The organism is Bartonella sp. TT121SHDZB (genome assembly GCF_042193415.1).
Classification (GTDB): domain Bacteria; phylum Pseudomonadota; class Alphaproteobacteria; order Rhizobiales; family Rhizobiaceae; genus Bartonella.
The window spans coordinates 243,939-262,378 of sequence record NZ_JBHILR010000001.1; the positions used below are offsets into that span (position 1 = coordinate 243,939).

An 18,440-nucleotide genomic window follows, 5' to 3' on the forward strand; every position below is an offset into this window, starting at 1 on the left:
CACACTGAAGCATTTTTGATATTTGTCTCAAACGTGGACTTGCACAGGGATTAGATGTTGATTAACAGGTAAGAAAAAAACAAAGGCTTTATGAAAAAGTTTATGCAAAGCTTTTAATTTTGTGCTTCAAATGCCTCAGTCCAAGGTATTTTTCTCTTTTGAATATTAAAGCTCTTGTTTTTATAATGAAGTTACAGCACAACAAGAAAAATGGAATTATTTGAGGGGAAAAAAATAATGCCTTCTTACCGTTCAAGAATATCGACTCACGGGCGTAATATGGCTGGAGCTCGCGGTCTTTGGCGTGCAACAGGGATGAAAGATGCAGATTTTGGTAAACCCATTATTGCGATTGCGAATTCTTTTACACAATTTGTACCAGGGCATGTTCATTTAAAAGATCTTGGGCAATTGGTTGCACAACAAATAGCCGTTGCCGGTGGTGTTGCGAAAGAGTTTAACACCATTGCTGTAGATGATGGAATTGCGATGGGGCACGATGGAATGCTCTATTCTTTGCCTTCACGTGAAATTATTGCTGATTCTGTAGAGTATATGGTTAACGCCCATTGTGCGGATGCACTTGTCTGTATTTCTAATTGTGACAAAATTACGCCTGGTATGTTAATGGCTGCTTTACGGTTGAATATTCCGACAATCTTTGTTTCAGGTGGTCCTATGGAAGCAGGTAAGATTAAATGGAAGGATCAAGATTTAACGGTTGATTTGGTTGATGCCATGGTTGCAGCAGCTTCAGAACAAAATTCAGAAGAAGAAGTTGCTAAAATGGAGCGCGCTGCTTGTCCTACATGTGGTTCTTGTTCTGGAATGTTTACAGCCAACTCTATGAATTGTTTAACGGAAGCATTGGGGCTTTCGCTTCCCGGAAATGGATCAATGCTAGCAACACATGCAGATCGACGAATGCTTTTTGAAGAAGCTGGAAAACAGATTGTTGCATTGGTTAAACGTTATTATGAAGAAGATGATGAAACAGTTTTGCCGCGCTCTATTGCTTCACGCAAGGCTTTTGAAAATGCAATGACCGTTGATATTGCCATGGGGGGATCAACCAATACAGTACTGCATCTTTTAGCGGCGGCACAAGAAGGTGAGGTGGATTTTACCATGACGGATATTGATCATCTTTCGCGTTGTGTTCCGGTTTTATGCAAAGTTGCTCCTGCTGTTGCGAATGTACATATGGAAGATGTTCATCGCGCTGGTGGTATTATGGGGCTTTTAGGCGAATTGGATGCGGCGGGACTCATTGATACGTCAACTCATACGGTTCACGCAAAAACGATGAAAGAAGCTCTTTACCATTGGGATGTAAAGCAAACTAATGAGCCAACAGTTCGTGCATTTTATCGTGCTGCTCCAGGTGGTATTCCAACACAGACAGCTTTTAGCCAATCTAGTCGCTATGAGACCCTTGATCTTGATCGTGAAAAAGGTGTGATTCGCGATAGAGAACATGCCTATTCACAAGATGGAGGATTGGCAGTTCTTTATGGAAATCTTGCAAAAGATGGCTGTATTGTAAAAACAGCAGGCGTTGATCAATCAATTTTAACCTTTAAAGGTCCGGCAAGAATTTTTGAAAGCCAAGATTCAGCTGTTTCAGCTATATTAACGGATAAGATTAAAACAGGTGAAATTGTTTTAATCCGTTATGAAGGTCCACGTGGAGGACCTGGAATGCAAGAAATGCTTTATCCGACGAGTTATCTCAAATCTAAAGGGTTGGGCAAGGTTTGTGCACTTGTTACGGATGGACGTTTTTCAGGGGGAAGCTCAGGGCTCTCAATAGGACATATTTCGCCAGAAGCTGCTGAAGGAGGAGAAATTGCGTTGGTGGAAGAGGGGGATATCATAGAAATTGATATTCCAAATCGTAGAATTCATATGTTGGTGGATGACGTTGAGATGAAGCAGCGCCGTGCTAAGATGGAAGCAAAAGGAAAAGGCGCTTGGCAACCAATTGAGAAGCGTCAGCGTAAAGTTTCAAAGGCTCTCAAAGCTTATGCAGCGATGACTACATCTGCTTCAAAAGGTGCAGTACGTAATATTTGATGAGTTGAATAGAGACAGTACTCTGATTTTTTGCATCTTGTGCACGATATTCTGAGCTAATTATTTTATGAGTTTATGAACTTATCAGAATATTTCGAGTCATGATAAGTATGATTAAAAAGCTATCAATACAACTAAAAGCAGCTGCGGATTGCTTATTTTAGCAGCTATGTAAGACAGATACAGTATCATTACTTTTCATATCATATTCCAATCTTATATGAGATTACAATTTCCTGTTCTCATATTTATGGAAGATATTTATTGTACTGGTGGCATTATCTTGTTGTACCGTAAAACACTGTCATTTAGGACTGTGATATACGGCATTGTCCTTAAATATTAAGTGTGTTTTTAGTGCGTGGTGAATATTCTTAGACTTGTTTGTAAAGCTTTGAGTTTAAGAGAATCACATGACTAGAAAGTCAAGGGAAGTCCGTTAGAATCTGGACTATTTGCAGACTTGATTCGAATGAAAATCTTTATCCATTGAGAGGCGGGAAGGAGTTCAAGGATGTTTATGAAAATAACGTACTGCTATGATATATCTAATTATATGTTTCATATGAAAACAGTAAAAGAGCTCTTTATAATTTAAAATTTGAAGAAAATGCGAGATCCATTATTCATGAATTTATTATGCAAAGGGTGGTATTCCAACACTGACAGTTTAAAACTAAAAACATTGCTATGATAATAATATTGATTGTGAAAAAGTATAATTCACTAAATATGGCGTATTTGCAAGGTGCAGGAGTTTCATGATAATCTTTACAAAAAAAGACAATCTTGTAAAAATAGTCGATGTTGAGCAATTTTTTATATAAGAGCCAATATTAATCTAAGGCAAAAATATAACGCATAGGATTTTGCTTCTATAGGCAATTAGACTTATCAAAATATATTATGTAGAAAAGCGATGGGAATACGGTAAATAACTGTTTGTGCTGTGGTATATCAAAAAAGATTACGTTATCTCCTATTAAGAGAGCTTTTTAATAAAAAATAGCATTTGTTTTCTATAAAGGGTTACTCTTTTCAAGCTGTTTGAGGTGGTAAATTGCTTCTAAAGCTTGTTTAGGAGAGAGTTCATCGGGATGGATATTTTTTAAAGCTTCGTGAAGTACACAATGTTTGTTTTTTACTTTATTGATGGAAGATGTTGCTTTAAGAGAAAAGAGGGGTAAATCATCGATGAGTTTATGTCCTTTTCCAGCCATTTCGCCTTGTTCTAATTGATGGAGAACATCTGTTGCTCGTGTAATAACGGCTGGGGGAAGTCCAGCCAGCTTTGCCACTTGTACACCATAGGAACGGTCAGCAGCTCCTGGTGTGACCTCATGAAGAAAAACTACATCACCATCCCAATTTTTGACTTTCATGGTTACATTATACAGTCTGTCAAGTTTTTCGGTAAGTGCAGTCATTTCATGAAAATGGGTAGCAAGAATAGCACGACAATGGTTAACTTCATGGAGATATTCAACAGCAGCCCAAGCAATAGAAAGTCCATCAAAGGTTGATGTTCCACGTCCTATTTCATCAAGAATAACAAGGGAATGGTGGCTAGCATGATTGAGAATCGTTGCTGTTTCAACCATTTCCATCATAAAGGTTGAGCGCCCCCTTGCAAGATCATCGGAAGCCCCAACGCGACTAAATAGGCGATCAACGACACCAATATGTGCTGAAGTTGCTGGAACGAAGGATCCCATTTGCGCCATAATAGCAATAAGAGCATTTTGCCGCAAAAAAGTTGATTTCCCTCCCATATTAGGCCCTGTCAAAAGCCAGATTGCTGCATATTGCTGATTTTCTTTCACAGAGAGATCACAATTATTGGCAATAAAAGGTTCTGCGGCTTGTTTACGGAGTGCTTGCTCGACGACAGGATGGCGTCCTGCTGTAATATGAAAGGTCAGTGAATGATCAATTTTAGGGCGGCAATATCCTTGTTCTTCAGCAAGATGCGCTAGAGCGACAGAGACATCTAAAATGGCAAGTGCTTCAGAGGCTTTACGAATAAAATCAACTTGTTCGGTAATTTCTTGAACAAGAATATCAAAGATCTCTAATTCAAGTGTCAATGCGTGGTTGGCAGCATGGGCAATGCGGCTTTCAAGGTCAGCAAGCTCTGTTGTCGTAAAACGCATAGCGTTTGCCATTGTTTGCCGATGAATAAAACGTGCTTTAGCTTGTGGATTATTTGTAAGGGAAGATGCTTGTGTGCTGGTTACTTCAATGAAATAACCTAGAATATTATTATGCTTTATTTTAAGCGTCTTAATATCTGTTTCTTGGGCATATTGCGCTTGAAGTTCAGCAATGATACGGCGAGATTCATCACGTAAAGCACGCATTTCATCGAGCTCTTTATGATAATTAGAACGAATAAAACCACCATCACGTTTAAGGAGTGGGAGATCATCAGCTAATGCCTGTTCTAAATGAAAGTATAACGCTGTGGGTAATTTTGAGAACACCTGTTGTACATCACTTGTTTCTTGAGGCAGAAGCTCATTATCAAGAAGTTGATGCAATTCACGAATGATTTCAAAGCCACGCTGGATTGTCGCCATATCACGGGGACCTCCTCGTCCAAGAGCCAAACGTGAAACGGCGCGGGGCATATCTGGTCCCCCCTTTAAAATAAGCTTTATCGCTTCTGCAAGAGAAGGATTACGTAGAAAAAAATCGATAGAATCCAAACGCGTATCAATCGCTGAAGGAGTGGTGAGGGGAGCAATAAGGCGATCAATAAGAAGGCGTGATCCTCCTCCTGTTACAGTGCGATCAATAGCTTTTAATAAACTTCCATCCCGTTGACCTGATGTCGTACGAATAAGTTCAAGGCTTAGTCTGGTTGCAGCATCAATAAAAAGAGTCGCACTTTCATTTTGGCGCTCGGGTTGCATGAGAGGAGGACGATGTGTGATTTGTGTTTTTTCGATATAACGAATAGCCGCTACAATTGCAGAGAGTTCACAGCGTGAATAATCGGCAATCCCCTCAAGAGTTGAGAGCTTAAAATAATTGCAAATATCACGTTCAGCGGTGAGTGCATCAAAGAGACAAGCAGGTTGAGGTGAAACAATACGGTCAAGAACATTAAAAAGCGATTTGTGAGATTTATCATGGAAAAAGGAATCAGCAACAATGATTTCTTGTGGATCTACACGCATAATATCTGCCAAAAGTTTTTCTTGGCGGCTTTCTGTTACACGAAATATGCCTGTTGAGATATCAATCCAAGAAAGAGCAAACTCCTCTCCATCACTGGTTTTTATACGGGAAAGTGTCATCAAATAATTTGCGCGTGTTGGATCAAGGAGTTTTTCTTCTGTTATTGTTCCAGGTGTTACAAGACGAACAACATCACGCCGAACAACAGATTTTGAGCCACGTTTTTTCGCTTCAGCAGGATCTTCTGTTTGTTCACAAACAGCAACGCGATAACCACAAGCAATGAGTTTTTGCAAATAATCATCTGCCGCATGAACGGGAACACCACACATAGGAATATCTTGTCCTAAATGTTTTCCACGTGCTGTGAGTGTGATTCCTAAAGCCTGAGCAGCTTCAATTGCATCATTAAAAAATAATTCATAGAAATCACCCATTCGGTAAAAGAGAAGGGAATCATGATTGACGGCTTTGATTTCTATATACTGCTCCATCATAGGAGTAAGACGTTCTTGAGGGAGAGCAGATGAGGAGCCAGACTGTGGAATTAAATTATTTTTATGGTTGTTTTTTTTATCCATTTGTACGTAGCCTGTTCCCTTTAAGTAAAAATTTTACTCTTTTATTTATTTATCTCTAAATTGAAACGCATCATTAGATTTGCTAAGGCAAGAATAGCGATTTTTGATATATGAATCAAATTTTAAAAATTGGATGATTATACGCATTATCAATGCAAAATTGACACTGTTTTTGGAGAAGATAAAGTGAGATGAAAAAGAGCGAGCAGGATCAGAAAATATCTCAAACGGTTTACAGTGCGAGCGAAAGAGAAGCTCTAGATTTTCATAGTCATGGTCGACCAGGAAAGCTTGAGATTGTTCCAACAAAGTCTATGGCAACACAGCATGATTTAGCACTTGCTTATTCACCAGGTGTTGCGGTTCCAGTTAAGGCAATTGCTCAAAATCCAGTGCTAGCTTATGATTATACAGCAAAAGGCAATCTTGTTGCTGTTATTTCAAATGGTACAGCTATTTTAGGGTTAGGCAATTTAGGTGCACTTGCCTCTAAGCCGGTCATGGAAGGCAAAGCAGTGTTGTTTAAGCGTTTTGCGGATATTGATTCCATTGATTTAGAAATTGATATAAACGATACGGAAAGTTTTATCAATTTAGTGCGTCATTTAGAACCTTCTTTTGGTGGAATCAATCTTGAAGACATTAAAGCGCCAGAGTGCTTTATGATTGAAAGCCGCCTACGCGAGGTGATGAATATTCCTGTTTTTCATGACGATCAACACGGTACAGCAATTATTGTAGCTGCTGGTGTTCTCAATGCTTTGACTTTAACAGGGCGCGATATGCAAAATACGCGGTTAGTCTGTAATGGTGCTGGTTCTGCAGGGATTGCTTGTATTGAACTGATTAAAGCGATGGGTTTTCGTTCCGAAAATATCATATTATGTGATACAAAGGGTGTGGTCTATAAAGGTCGCAAAGAGGGAATGAATCAGTGGAAATCTGCGCATGCTATTCAAACAGATAAACGTACGCTTATGGAAGCAATGGAAGGTGCAGATATATTTTTTGGGGTTTCTGCTAAAGGTGCTCTTACTCCTGAAATGGTAAAATCCATGGCCCCCCAGCCCATCATTTTTGCTATGGCTAATCCCGATCCAGAAATTACGCCGGAAGAGGTTATGCAAGTACGTAATGATGCCATTGTCGCAACAGGACGTTCCGATTATCCAAATCAGATTAATAATGTTCTCTGTTTTCCTTATATATTTCGTGGTGCACTTGATGTGCGTGCAAGAGTTATTAATGAAGACATGAAGATTGCTGCGGCAAAGGCTCTTGCTAATTTAGCGCATGAAGCAGTGCCTGACAGCGTTGCAGAAGCTTATCATGGAAAGCGATTAAAATTTGGTCCTAATTATATCATTCCTGTTCCTTTTGATCCGCGTTTATTTACGGTTGTTTCAATAGCGGTAGCAAAAGCAGCAATGGAAAGCGGTGTTGCGCAAAAGAACATAGATGATTTAGAGGCCTATGAGCGCGATTTGAATGCGAGACGTGATCCTACTTCCTCTATAATGCGTGAGGTTTATAACCATGTTCGTCAAGTGCCAAAACAAATTGTTTTTGCAGAAGGTGAAGAAGAGCAAGTTATGCGGGCAGCTGTTTCCTATGTTCATCAAAAATTAGGACAAGCGATTTTGGTTGGTCGTGAAGATCGAGTAAGAGAAGCGGCTGTTATCGCTGGAATTGATCTGGAGCGTGAAGGTATTTCTATTATGAATGCTAAGCTTTCTTGCCGTACAGATGCTTATGCGAATTATCTTTATAAAAAAATGCAGTATCAAGGCTGGCTGTTGCGTGATTGTCATCATCGTATCAATAATGATCGCAATTATTTTGCTGCGTGTATGGTGGCACTAGGAGATGCTGATGCAATGGTTACAGGGGTGACATGCAATTATGAAACAGCGTTGATCGATATACGTTGTGCAATTGATGAAAAACCAAAAGAACGATTGATTGGTATTTCAATGGCTATTTGCCGTGAACGAACTGTGTTTATTACGGATACAGCCGTTTATGAAAATCCTAATGCTGAAGAACTTGCGGATATAGCGGAACAAGCAGCTTCATTTGTGCGAGGATTTGGATATCAACCACGGGTAGCATTTTTGGCATTTTCTACGTTTGGCTATATGAAAGGGCAGATGACGCAGCAAATTCAGGATGCGATTAATATCTTGCATGAACGCAAAGTTGATTTTGAGTTTGATGGAGAAATGAGTGCTGATGTGGCACTCAATCCCAAATTGATGCAGCAATATCCATTTATGGGATTAACGGAGCCCGCTAACATTTTGGTTATGCCTGGATATCACGCGTCTTCCATTGCAAGCAAAATGTTACAAGAACTTGGTGAAGCAACCATCATTGGTCCTATTTTAATTGGATTGGAAAAATCTGTCCAAATTGTACCGTTTAGTGGAAACGATACAGATGTTGTTAATATTGCAATGTTTGCGGCTTATCATGCGGTGAAAGCTGTCTAAAGGAAAAAGCCCCTGATATATTGATATATCAAGGGGCTTTATGATAGCGAAAGAATAAATTCTTAAGATGACAGTGTTTGACTATCTTTTTGTTCTTCAGCGAGACGCTTTTGGAAGAGTGCTGCAAAATCAATAGGATCAATCCACAAAGGTGGAAAACCACCACTTTGAGTAGCATCAGATATAATTTGGCGAGCAAATGGAAATAAAAGGCGGGGACATTCAATAAAAACCAGTGGCATGACATGTTCTTGTGGAATGTTTTTAAGATGGAAAACACCACCGTAAATCAGCTCTACATGAAATAAGATTTCAGTGTCATCATTAGCTTTGACGGAGAGAGACAAAACGACATCATAATTGTCATCACCAATTGGATTAGCATTGACATTAATATTGATATCAATTTGTGGTGATTTTTCACGCGCACGCAATGAATGAGGAGCCCCTGGGTTTTCGAATGATAAATCTTTTAAATATTGAGTTAATACAGCAAAAACCAGCTCTCCACCACTGTTATTCATTTCACCTTCAGCCATACGACGAACCTCTCTCATTATAGTATGTATATTTATTTTAGATCTAAAGACCAGTTTGGTTATCACGCCTTGCAAAAGGTTGCAAGAAATGCGCTCTTTATCTTGAATATTTTTTTAGTTCATTACAGATTTTTAGGCATTTCAATAGTTATCATCATTTTTGCGCCATGGAGATTCTGTAGTATCATGAATTGTGTAATCTTCTGCTTTAAGATCAATTATTTTTTCAGAGTCATTTTTTCTTTTAGTATTGGGATTCATTTTGTTTTTTAATGATGCAAAGAAATGCCAAGCAACAGAGCGAATTGGTTTAATAAGAAGTAATATTCCCAAGAGATCACTTACAAAACCGGGAAGAATAAGTAAGATTGCACTAAACATGATGAAAGCATCATTAATAATATTATTCTCTAATGTGCGTCCTTGAATAAGTTCATTTTGTATATTTTTTAAAAGGCTAAACCCTTGAATTCGCAATAAAACAACCCCAACTATAGTGGTGAGAGTAACCAAACTCAAAGTTGCCAAAATACCAATTTCTTGACCAACAAAGATAAAACCAGCAATCTCGATTAAAAGAATGCAAAGAAAGATAATAACAAAAAAACGAGGATTTATAGAATAAAGTTTTATCACATGAAAGTTTCCTTCTGGATGAGTAGGGGGAGAAATTCTTAAGAACACTCCGTTTAAATACAAAATCTATAAAAATATTTGAATGATAAGATTCCTTATTTTACATATTTATTGATAAATGGTATTGACTGCAATGTTTATTAGAGACTTAAGCTTTGGAGATTGATAGCGCCTATGGAATTTGACGTTATACTTGTCATAGCTCTTGTTGTTATGGTTGTTGTTTTTGTGCAACTCCGTAATGTATTAGGGAAACGAATTGGGTTTGAAAAGCCACCCTTTGATCCTTATTCACGTCATTCTAAAAAACAAGATGAGGCAGAAACGACTGATAATATTGTTTCGTTCCCTCATCAGAAAAATTCGCAAAAAAACGATTTTAGTGAAATTGATAAAATTTCACCACAGGGAAGTATTTTGAATAAAAATTTGCGGGAATTGCATAGAATTGATCCTCATTTTTCTCCTCAATTTTTTATAAAAGGTGCACAAATTGCTTATGAAATGATTGTAACAGCTTTTGCTAAAGGTGATCGCAATCAACTTAAAAGCTTGCTTTGTCAGGATGTTTTTGAGAGTTTTTGTACGGCTATTGAGCAACGAGAAAAAAATAAAGAAAGAATAGAGTTCACTTTCGTTGGAATTAATAAGATCGAGTTTGTCGCGGCGGCAATACAAGAAAAGGATGAACTTTTAACGATACGTATCGTCAGTGAGATGATTTCTGTTACTTATAATGAACAGGGCGAGCGTATAGATGGTGATCCTGATGCTATTGTAGAAATTAGGGATATTTGGACTTTTGTTCGCAATAGCTTATCGTCAGATCCAAACTGGAAGCTTTTTGCTACAGAAGATGAAAATTAAAGTACTTTTGGTGTTTTTTCCATAAGCACTCAATGATTTATGAGAAGTGAAAATGTCCTCAAATGAATGGAGACAAAAAAGAGGTTTATTGGCTTCACAAGATCGCCTTTTATGGGAGATGGTTTGTCGTACGACAACACCGCTTCATGGTAAGATGTCCTCTTCTGTTTCAGAAAATATTGCGAATATTAATGATAAAAAACAGCGCGTAACTCAAAATCTTCCAGTGTCTCGCGAAAATCAACAACACTCCACAATTATTACAAGAGAAAAGAGGGGTGTTACACAAGCGCATAAGATTCATTTCTTTGATCATGTTGCACATCGTAAAATTTCCCAAGGTCGTTATCCTCTTGAGGCGCATCTTGATCTCCATGGTTATATGCAGGAAGAAGCTTATTTTTTCTTAAAAAAATTTCTACAATCTTCTCAGCAGAGTGGATTGCGTTATGTCCTTGTGATTACAGGAAAAGGACGATCAGCTGGGAGTGATGGGGCTTTGTATAGATTTGTTCCATATTGGTTATCAACACCAGCTTTTCGATATTATGTTCATGCGTTTAAGAAAGCTGCGCGTCAGCATGGTGGTGAAGGTGCACTTTATGTGTGGTTACGCCGTTTTGTGTCGGGAAAAGGAATGTGATGTCATTATGGTCGTTTCAGGTTGAGTATTAATTGCATAAGATTTCGTATGTTATAGATTATAGGAGAGCTATGATAACATACTGATTAATAATGATAATTAATTATTCTCATATATTGTGAAAAATCCTTGAATACGATATTCCCTTGTTTTTTACAGGTTTAATGGAATAATATCACTCACGAAAAACAGAATGTTTCAAGCAAAATACATTTATGTTACATATTCATGCGCTTATTTTAAAAAATATCTTTTAATATTTTTTAAGCTTATTTCATAGCATAACTGATGAATAGCAATCTTTATTCTCCATGAAGCATAAAAATCCATTGTATACCACTATCTTTACACTTAATATAAAGTGCAAGGTTAGATATTATGACGTGATTGGCAAATTCCCAATATTGCGACAGCTCTTGAAGTCCCCTAGTATTTGAGAAAGTTTATAAGCGACGTGTCTTTCTTTAAGTGTTTTTACTCTACACGGCTCTCATCTCGTTTGAGATGTGCAAACGAAAAAATTTTATTAATTCAATATAAGAAGACTTAAAATGAGAGAGTCTTATAATACTTCGCAGATCTCATTCAGGATGCAATACGATACATTATTTTATAATTCGATACATTAATCTATTAAGTACACGAAGAATAAACACATAATAAATTGGGGAATTGTGTTATTCAAAAGCTATTGCTATGGATAGTTTTAAGAGTTGTACAATTGAGTTAAAGAAAAGCGTGAAAATAAACAATGATTACACTTTACAACACATAACCGCACAATAGCCCCCAAAGATACAATTTAGCTGAATACTTTCACGAAGAATTCCTTTCATTCATTAAAAGCCCCGTTTTCATAAATTTCTTTCTCATACTAATCCGATAGTTGGAAATTTAATAATGAGAGATAGAATATGAGATTCTACCATGGGTATTACACTCTTATCCGACGTCTTTCAGATATTGGTTGAAATGCTAGCTTAGCATGAAAGGCACAATAGGGACTATTTTCATCAGAATCGGCACCACAAAAATGAAAATCTGCTGATAATGGATCGCCAACCGGCCATCTACATGTATTTTCACTCAATTGTAGAAGATTAAGTTGACGTGATATAGGGACAACAACATTGGATTTTGTAGATATATCAACTTCTTTTACATCTTCTGCGATAAACTCGGTCTTTAAAACTGTTTCTTCAACACTTGTAGATGAAATGTTCATTGGCGATGTCGTAGATGTATTGCGACGTACACGTGGAGATGATGGGTTGCTTCCCACGGGAGTTTTTTGCGCACGTGCACTCCCTTGAGCTGTTTTACCACGTCCCGGCAATTTTAATCGATGAACTTTGCCGATGACTGCATTTCTGCTGACCCCTCCTAATTGAGCTGCAATTTGACTTGCACTTAACCCTTCACTCCAAAGCTTCTTAAGAAGCTCAACGCGTTCACATGTCCACCCCATACCAGCACTCCATTCCAATTATATCATTGAGATGCCCCCCCTTTGCATCTTCAAATATTTCAATAATGTTTTCATTGCACTGAATGAAAGAACTTTACACTCTAAGCGAGCATAAAAAAATCATCCAACCTGTGGATTTACAAATCAAAACACATCACCTTACTTACTATATTATTAAGTTACAATATGTACTCACCCTATGACAAGAGTCTTCACCTCTTAAAGAGTTTATTTAGAATGTTTTCCCCAACTTGCAAATCAATCATAGGTTAAACTCTCAGTGCTGTTTAAGGCTTTTTTCGAAAATGCTTATTTGTAGAACTTTCATTGACTTTTTTTCAATTGGTGCAATGATCTATTTCATAGGCGTCATCATTAATCATAATAAAATGTTGAAAGCGCCGTAACGGAATTTATCATGTTGTTTTATTTGTAGCGTTACTTTGTATATATTGAAAAGGTTAAAATATAAAGGGAATTATGATGGATGCTGTCTCTATACAACCACTTTATGAATGCTTCGCAAGACGAAATTTGCATTTTGAACAGGGGCATGGTGTATGGCTTATTTCCGATAAAGGAGAACATTATCTTGATTTTACATCTGGCATTGCTGTTAATGCATTAGGATATTCACATCCCAAATTGGTTGATACGCTCAAGATACAGGCTGAAAAACTTTGGCATGTTTCTAATATTTTTCAATCTCCTGAACAAGCATCTTTTGCCACGCGGCTTTGTGCAAATAGTTTTGCGGATAAGGTTTTTTTCTGCAATTCAGGTACTGAAGCATTGGAGTGCGCATTCAAAACGGCACGCCATTATTACTATGCTGCTGGTCATTCAGAACGCATTGAAATAATTACTTTTGAAGGGGCATTTCATGGACGTACACTTGCTGCACTTGCTGCGACTGGGCATGAAAAGTATCTTGAAGGCTTTGGACCTAAAGCTGGTGGATTTATTCAAGTACCTTTTTGTGATGAAGTCGCTTTGCGTAACGCTATTAATAAAAATACCGCCGCTATTCTTATTGAACCTATTCAAGGAGAAGGAGGAATACGGACGGTTTCTCATGAATATTTAAGATTTTTGCGTAAAATATGCGATGATAATGGTCTGTTGTTGATTTTGGATGAAGTTCAAACGGGCATGGGACGAACAGGAAAGCTTTTTGCCTATGAATGGAGTGATGTCACGCCTGATATTCTTACCCTCGCAAAAGGACTAGGAGGTGGATTTCCATTGGGCGCTTGCCTTGCAACGGATAAAGTTGCAAAAAGTATGATACCTGGAACGCATGGATCAACCTTTGGAGGAAATTTGCTTGGAATGGCTGTAGGAAATAGTGTTCTTGATGTTTTGTTAGAGCCAAGTTTTCTCAACCATGTTCAGCGTATGGGTGATAAACTAAAAAGTGGGCTTTTGCACATTCTCAATATCTATCCTGATATTATCTGCGCAGTTCAGGGGATGGGGCTTATGTTGGGTATTCAATGTGTTGTGCCTTCAAATCTTGTCGTTAATGCTTTGGAAAATGAATATCTCTTAAGCGTTGCAGCCAACAACAACGTTGTGCGCTTATTGCCTCCTCTTATCATTAGGGAAGAAGAAATAGATGAAAGTTTGCATCGTATTGAAAAAGCAATTTCTTATCTTTCGCAAATAAATAAAGAAAGACAAATATCACACATATGACAAATGCTCTTCGTCATTTCACGGATTTATCCATTTTAACGCCAGCAATGGCACGCGCACTAATTGATTATGCAAAAATTCTTAAAGCATCTTTTAAGGCAGGAAAAGGTTCAAAACCTTTTATAGGTAAGACACTCGCGATGATTTTTGAAAAACCATCCACACGAACCCGTATTTCATTCGATATCAGTATGCGCCAGCTGGGGGGAAATACGATCATGCTCACGGGTTCAGAGATGCAACTTGGTCATAGTGAAACCATAGCTGATACGGCGCGCGTTTTATCCCGTTTTGTGGATATCGTGATATTGCGAACAACGAAACACCAACGTATGCTCGAATTGGCACAATATGCACAAATTCCTGTCATTAATGCCCTTACAGATGATACACATCCTTGCCAAATTCTAGCAGATATCTTAACCTATGAGGAGCATCGGGGGCCAATTGCTGGAAAAATATTTGCGTGGATGGGGGATGGTAATAATGTGCTCCATTCCTTAATTGAAGCCGCAGCTCTTTTTGGTTTTCATTTGCGTATTGCTACTCCAAAGGGCAGTGAACCACAGGAAAAATTTATACATTGGGCACGTGAGCGGGGAGCACATCTTATGCTAACCCATGATCCCCAAAAAGCAGCTCAAGATGCTGATTGTATTATGACCGACACATGGGTCTCCATGGGACAAGAATTTCGTGCTCGCAGTCGTTCTATTTTTCAGCCTTATCAAGTCAATGAATCTCTCATGAAATTAGCAAAACCTGATGCTCTTTTTATGCATTGTCTTCCTGCTCATCGTGGTGAAGAAGTGGTTGATTCTGTGATTGATGGACCGCACTCTGTTGTTTTCGATGAGGCGGAAAATCGTCTTCATGTTCAAAAAGCAATTCTTTCTTGGTGTTTACAAGATGCGTTTTTCTCTACAAAATAGCCACCCTACAACAAATTATATAAAAAAGGCAAAGCTATGAGTAAACAAGCTAAAGATGAAGCCTCTCTCAACAACAATTTCTTGCATGAAGATGATAATGTTATTCCCTTTCAAGTCGAAGAACTTGATATCCGTGGACGTACCGTACAACTTGGGGAAACTTTAAATTCTATTCTTAACAGACATCAATATCCTGAACCGGTTTCTTATCTTCTGGCAGAAGCTTTACTTTTAACGGCTCTGCTTGGAACTTCTCTAAAGCTTACGGGAAAATTTATTCTACAAACCCATTCCGATGGACCGGTTAATATGTTGGTGTGCGATTTTTCGCCTCCTTCCAGTTTACGTGGATACGCTCGTTTTGATAAAGAACAGCTGAAACAAGCAATAGACAGTGATCAAACCTCTTCAGAAACACTTTTAGGAAAAGGCACTTTAGCTTTTACGATTGATCAAGGTCCCCATATGCAACCCTATCAAGGGATAGTTGCATTAGATGGATCAAATTTACAAGAAGCTTCTCGCACTTATTTTGATCAATCAGAGCAAATTCCTACCGATATCCGTTTGGCTGTTGCTATATTAATTAATCGTGATCAACAAGGAAAACCGCAGAAAAGATGGCGCGCTGGAGGTATTTTGACCCAACTTTTGCCCCAAGCATCGTCTCATTACAAGCGAGAAGAAACAAAAAACCACACCCAATTGGATAACCAATGGCAAGAAGCCAAAATGCTCATGAAAACGATTGAAAGTGCAGAATTAACGGATCCTCAAGTTGGTAGTAAACAGTTATTGTTTCGTCTTTTTCATGAACAAGGTGTTAGAGTTTTTAATTCTTTTTCTCTTGTTGATCAATGTTCTTGTTCACGCGAAAAAATTAAAGGAATCCTAGAAGGCTTTCCTATTGATGAACGCAATAAAATGGTTCAAAATAAATATATTTCAGTTACATGTGAATTTTGCTCAAAAACGTATCGTTTTACAGCGCAAGAATTTTTGGAAGAAAAAACATAATCAAACATTTTTCATTAAGTAATGATGATTGCAATAAAAGCTTATTTTATTCACGTCATAAAAGTTTAAGCATAGCTAATATGAATCTCTAGAATATTTCTTTCTTTAGCTTTTTTCGATGTATGCCAATGATCTTTCTTTTGCAATCAGTATTAATATCATACAGTACCTTCAATATATTGATTTATAATAGTAATTTATTGCTTTGCATGTTGAATGAGAGTCCAGAATATTGTAAAGTTCTCTCATGGCAAATCTCTTTTATATTGCATCAATTAAAATCACTTGCTTGCACGTTACAAGCAGAGCTGGCGTGAGGGTAAAAACACGAAAAAAGGTGTAAAAATGCTTCTGAATCGTCTCAAGTGCCAAGGCTATGTCGTAATACCCAAGAGCTGGCAAAATGTGTGGTGATAATAGCTTGCTATTTTATTAAGCGTAAAAATGGTGGTGCTCTATAAAACGGCATACATAGCGTGGTAAAACTGGATGTTTTTACTTACAAGTCTGCATTATTATATTTTTCAACTTAAAATATTGCCAATTATTTTCATATTTAGATGATTCATAAAAAGTATTTTTAGCCTTTTCTTAAACATTTTTTTAATTCAACATAAAGAAATTTAAAAAAATCTCATAGTATTCGGTGTTTTCATTTAATAGATAAAAATGGTAAAAATTATTTAAAATCAATATGTCGATATTTTATTTGTCTTCTGTTACGATCGCTTGTTCAATTTTAGGGAGAATTTTTTTTTGATAAATTTGCCATGTTAAGGGACCAACATGTTTGGCAATAATAATACTCTCTTTATTCAAGAGAAAGGTTTCTGGTGGTCCATACACCCCCCAGTCAATAGCTGTATATCCTGAATCATCAAAGCCAATAAATTTAAAAGGATTACCAAAACTGTTTAAAAAGCGCAGGGCGTTTGCTTTGTTATCTTTATAATTAATGCCAATTAGATCAAAACGTTTATCTTGTGCAATTTTCATAAGAAGAGGATGCTCTTCGCGACAGGGTAAACACCAAGAACCCCAAAAATTGACCAATGTGACACGTCCTTTAAACTGTTTTGAATTGAGATAACTTTCCTTATCAAGGAGGGGAAGATAAGTATTGGGGGCAGGTTTTTCAGCCAATGCATTTGGGAGAAGAGAAGGATTTTGAGGGTATTTTTTACCCATAAAATTGAAAAAAAATACCATGAGCAGAAGAAAAAGCACAAATGGTCCAAAAAGAACAAACAAAACAGGCAAAGATATATTTTTTTTAAGTTTTAGAGAGATGTTTTTCATTCTATTTTTCTTTTTGTGACAGCTCTTTTTGGTTTAGCTGTTTGAGAATTTTTTTTTGGCATAGAGCTTTGTAAAGAATATATCCAATGAGACATAAGAGGGATATTGCAGAGAACGTATAGCTTAAAACAACAATTTGCTCGTGTTTAAGAGTTCCAAGGAAAAAATCAATTTTCAAAGATAGATTTCCTAAAAGTCCGCTTTGGATGCCATTTAGGTCGAGCATGATGAAGAGTCCTGTTGTTGTGCACGACGGGATTTTTTCATCTGAAGTATTTGGATATAACGATGATTGATTTCATTTCGCATAGCCATCAAATAGAGCGTAATAAACATAAATATGAAACAAAAGAGCATTGTTATAAGGGGCCATAACATAGCATTGTCGATTGTTGGTCCTCCAGCGCGTAACAATGATGCTGGTTGATGCAATGTATTCCACCAATTAACGGAAAATTTAATAATAGGGATATTAACAAATCCAACAAGTGTAAGAATTGCAGTAGCGCGCGCGGCTTTTATTGGGTTATCGAAAGCTCGTCCAAGCAGGATAATGGAAAGATAGATAAAAAGCAGAATTAAAACTGATGTTAATCGTGCATCCCAGACCCACCATGTTCCCCATGTAGGTCGCCCCCAAAGTGCTCCTGTCATGAGAGCCAAGGCGGTAAAAATTGCCCCAATAGGCGCTCCACACTTAAGTGCCACATCAGCAAGATGATATTTCCAAATCAGATTTCCTAATGCTGCTGCACTCATCGTTACATAGCAGAATGTAGACAACCACGCAAAGGGAACATGAAGGTACATAATCTTAACAGTAATGCCTTGTTGATAGTCATCAGGGGAATGCATCACAAGAATAAGCCCTAAGATAAGGACACACAATGTTATGCTGGCTAACCAAGGCAAAATCATTTTGCTTATTTTCATGAAACGGGTAAAACTTATAGGGAGTGACCTGATTTTATATGTGCGCATTATTTCATTCATAAAATTCATAATAGGC

Annotated in this window: 14 protein-coding genes; 7 read left to right on the top strand and 7 right to left on the bottom strand. The window is 37.6% G+C overall.

The features are described from left to right. The first annotated feature begins 237 nt into the window (after window positions 1-237). Window positions 238-2,076 (top strand): dihydroxy-acid dehydratase, encoded by a 1,839-nt coding sequence (ilvD, locus tag ACFIKI_RS00955; RefSeq protein ID WP_375665238.1) that lies wholly within the window; start codon window positions 238-240, stop codon window positions 2,074-2,076. A 1,019-nt stretch (window positions 2,077-3,095) separates the two neighbouring features. On the opposite strand, the gene mutS is transcribed toward ilvD, so the two are convergent. Then, window positions 3,096-5,840: a DNA mismatch repair protein MutS gene (mutS, locus tag ACFIKI_RS00960; RefSeq protein WP_375665240.1), complete on the bottom strand. Its 2,745-nt coding sequence runs from the start codon at window positions 5,838-5,840 to the stop codon at window positions 3,096-3,098. A gap of 191 nt (window positions 5,841-6,031) precedes the next feature. Between mutS and ACFIKI_RS00965 the strand changes: the two genes are divergently transcribed. Next, the gene (locus ACFIKI_RS00965) at window positions 6,032-8,332 is read left to right on the top strand and encodes an NADP-dependent malic enzyme (RefSeq protein WP_375665242.1); all 2,301 of its coding nucleotides are present in this window, start codon (window positions 6,032-6,034) and stop codon (window positions 8,330-8,332) included. 62 nt (window positions 8,333-8,394) lie between these two features. On the opposite strand, the gene secB is transcribed toward ACFIKI_RS00965, so the two are convergent. Further along, on the bottom strand, window positions 8,395-8,871 hold the full coding sequence (secB, locus tag ACFIKI_RS00970; RefSeq protein WP_375665244.1) for a protein-export chaperone SecB: 477 nt from the start codon (window positions 8,869-8,871) through the stop codon (window positions 8,395-8,397). Window positions 8,872-9,012: 141 nt separating this feature from the next. Beyond that, the gene (locus ACFIKI_RS00975; protein WP_375665246.1) at window positions 9,013-9,507 is read right to left on the bottom strand and encodes an FxsA family protein; all 495 of its coding nucleotides are present in this window, start codon (window positions 9,505-9,507) and stop codon (window positions 9,013-9,015) included. A gap of 174 nt (window positions 9,508-9,681) precedes the next feature. Here ACFIKI_RS00975 and ACFIKI_RS00980 point away from each other — a divergent pair, with 174 nt between their 5' ends. Together ACFIKI_RS00980 and ACFIKI_RS00985 are read left to right on the top strand one after the other, a co-directional pair. Continuing rightward, complete coding sequence (locus tag ACFIKI_RS00980) at window positions 9,682-10,374, top strand: Tim44/TimA family putative adaptor protein (RefSeq protein ID WP_375665248.1); 693 nt, start codon at window positions 9,682-9,684, stop codon at window positions 10,372-10,374. Window positions 10,375-10,426: 52 nt separating this feature from the next. After that, window positions 10,427-11,017 carry a Smr/MutS family protein gene (locus ACFIKI_RS00985; protein WP_375665250.1) on the top strand — a complete coding sequence of 197 codons (591 nt, stop codon included), beginning with the start codon at window positions 10,427-10,429 and terminating at the stop codon, window positions 11,015-11,017. A 934-nt stretch (window positions 11,018-11,951) separates the two neighbouring features. Here ACFIKI_RS00985 and ACFIKI_RS00990 read toward each other — a convergent pair. Further along, window positions 11,952-12,485: a GcrA family cell cycle regulator gene (locus ACFIKI_RS00990; protein WP_375665252.1), complete on the bottom strand. Its 534-nt coding sequence runs from the start codon at window positions 12,483-12,485 to the stop codon at window positions 11,952-11,954. A gap of 483 nt (window positions 12,486-12,968) precedes the next feature. Between ACFIKI_RS00990 and ACFIKI_RS00995 the strand changes: the two genes are divergently transcribed. From ACFIKI_RS00995 to ACFIKI_RS01005, 3 genes are read left to right on the top strand one after another with little or no spacing between them, the layout of a single operon-like run. Beyond that, entirely contained in the window at window positions 12,969-14,183 is a 1,215-nt protein-coding gene (locus ACFIKI_RS00995; RefSeq protein ID WP_375665336.1) for an aspartate aminotransferase family protein, read from the top strand. Further along, the gene (argF, locus tag ACFIKI_RS01000; protein ID WP_375665254.1) at window positions 14,180-15,115 is read left to right on the top strand and encodes an ornithine carbamoyltransferase; all 936 of its coding nucleotides are present in this window, start codon (window positions 14,180-14,182) and stop codon (window positions 15,113-15,115) included. Before ACFIKI_RS00995 ends, argF begins: the two co-directional genes overlap by 4 nt. Before the next feature lie 36 nt (window positions 15,116-15,151). Continuing rightward, window positions 15,152-16,132 (top strand): Hsp33 family molecular chaperone, encoded by a 981-nt coding sequence (locus tag ACFIKI_RS01005; RefSeq protein WP_375665255.1) that lies wholly within the window; start codon window positions 15,152-15,154, stop codon window positions 16,130-16,132. A 705-nt stretch (window positions 16,133-16,837) separates the two neighbouring features. Here ACFIKI_RS01005 and ACFIKI_RS01010 read toward each other — a convergent pair. The 3 genes from ACFIKI_RS01010 to ACFIKI_RS01020 are packed head-to-tail and all read right to left on the bottom strand — an operon-like array spanning window position 16,838 to window position 18,424. Continuing rightward, entirely contained in the window at window positions 16,838-17,431 is a 594-nt protein-coding gene (locus ACFIKI_RS01010) for a DsbE family thiol:disulfide interchange protein (RefSeq protein WP_375665257.1), read from the bottom strand. A 1-nt stretch (window position 17,432) separates the two neighbouring features. Beyond that, the gene (locus tag ACFIKI_RS01015; protein WP_375665258.1) at window positions 17,433-17,657 is read right to left on the bottom strand and encodes a hypothetical protein; all 225 of its coding nucleotides are present in this window, start codon (window positions 17,655-17,657) and stop codon (window positions 17,433-17,435) included. Beyond that, window positions 17,645-18,424: a heme ABC transporter permease gene (locus ACFIKI_RS01020; protein ID WP_375621966.1), complete on the bottom strand. Its 780-nt coding sequence runs from the start codon at window positions 18,422-18,424 to the stop codon at window positions 17,645-17,647. Before ACFIKI_RS01020 ends, ACFIKI_RS01015 begins: the two co-directional genes overlap by 13 nt. Between the last annotated feature and the right edge of the window lie 16 nt (window positions 18,425-18,440).

What these genes read in the sequence shown, in the direction of transcription:
- secB (WP_375665244.1), bottom strand. Translation starts at nt 8,871, where the DNA reads ATGGCTGAAGGTGAAATGAATAACAGTGGTGGAGAGCTGGTTTTTGCT.
- ACFIKI_RS00980 (WP_375665248.1), top strand. Translation starts at nt 9,682, where the DNA reads ATGGAATTTGACGTTATACTTGTCATAGCTCTTGTTGTTATGGTTGTT.
- ACFIKI_RS00990 (WP_375665252.1), bottom strand. Translation starts at nt 12,485, where the DNA reads ATGGGGTGGACATGTGAACGCGTTGAGCTTCTTAAGAAGCTTTGGAGT.
- ACFIKI_RS01005 (WP_375665255.1), top strand. Translation starts at nt 15,152, where the DNA reads ATGAGTAAACAAGCTAAAGATGAAGCCTCTCTCAACAACAATTTCTTG.
- ilvD (WP_375665238.1), top strand. Translation starts at nt 238, where the DNA reads ATGCCTTCTTACCGTTCAAGAATATCGACTCACGGGCGTAATATGGCT.
- mutS (WP_375665240.1), bottom strand. Translation starts at nt 5,840, where the DNA reads ATGGATAAAAAAAACAACCATAAAAATAATTTAATTCCACAGTCTGGC.
- argF (WP_375665254.1), top strand. Translation starts at nt 14,180, where the DNA reads ATGACAAATGCTCTTCGTCATTTCACGGATTTATCCATTTTAACGCCA.
- ACFIKI_RS00965 (WP_375665242.1), top strand. Translation starts at nt 6,032, where the DNA reads ATGAAAAAGAGCGAGCAGGATCAGAAAATATCTCAAACGGTTTACAGT.
- ACFIKI_RS00995 (WP_375665336.1), top strand. Translation starts at nt 12,969, where the DNA reads ATGGATGCTGTCTCTATACAACCACTTTATGAATGCTTCGCAAGACGA.
- ACFIKI_RS00985 (WP_375665250.1), top strand. Translation starts at nt 10,427, where the DNA reads ATGTCCTCAAATGAATGGAGACAAAAAAGAGGTTTATTGGCTTCACAA.
- ACFIKI_RS01010 (WP_375665257.1), bottom strand. Translation starts at nt 17,431, where the DNA reads ATGAAAAACATCTCTCTAAAACTTAAAAAAAATATATCTTTGCCTGTT.
- ACFIKI_RS01020 (WP_375621966.1), bottom strand. Translation starts at nt 18,424, where the DNA reads ATGAATGAAATAATGCGCACATATAAAATCAGGTCACTCCCTATAAGT.
- ACFIKI_RS01015 (WP_375665258.1), bottom strand. Translation starts at nt 17,657, where the DNA reads ATGCTCGACCTAAATGGCATCCAAAGCGGACTTTTAGGAAATCTATCT.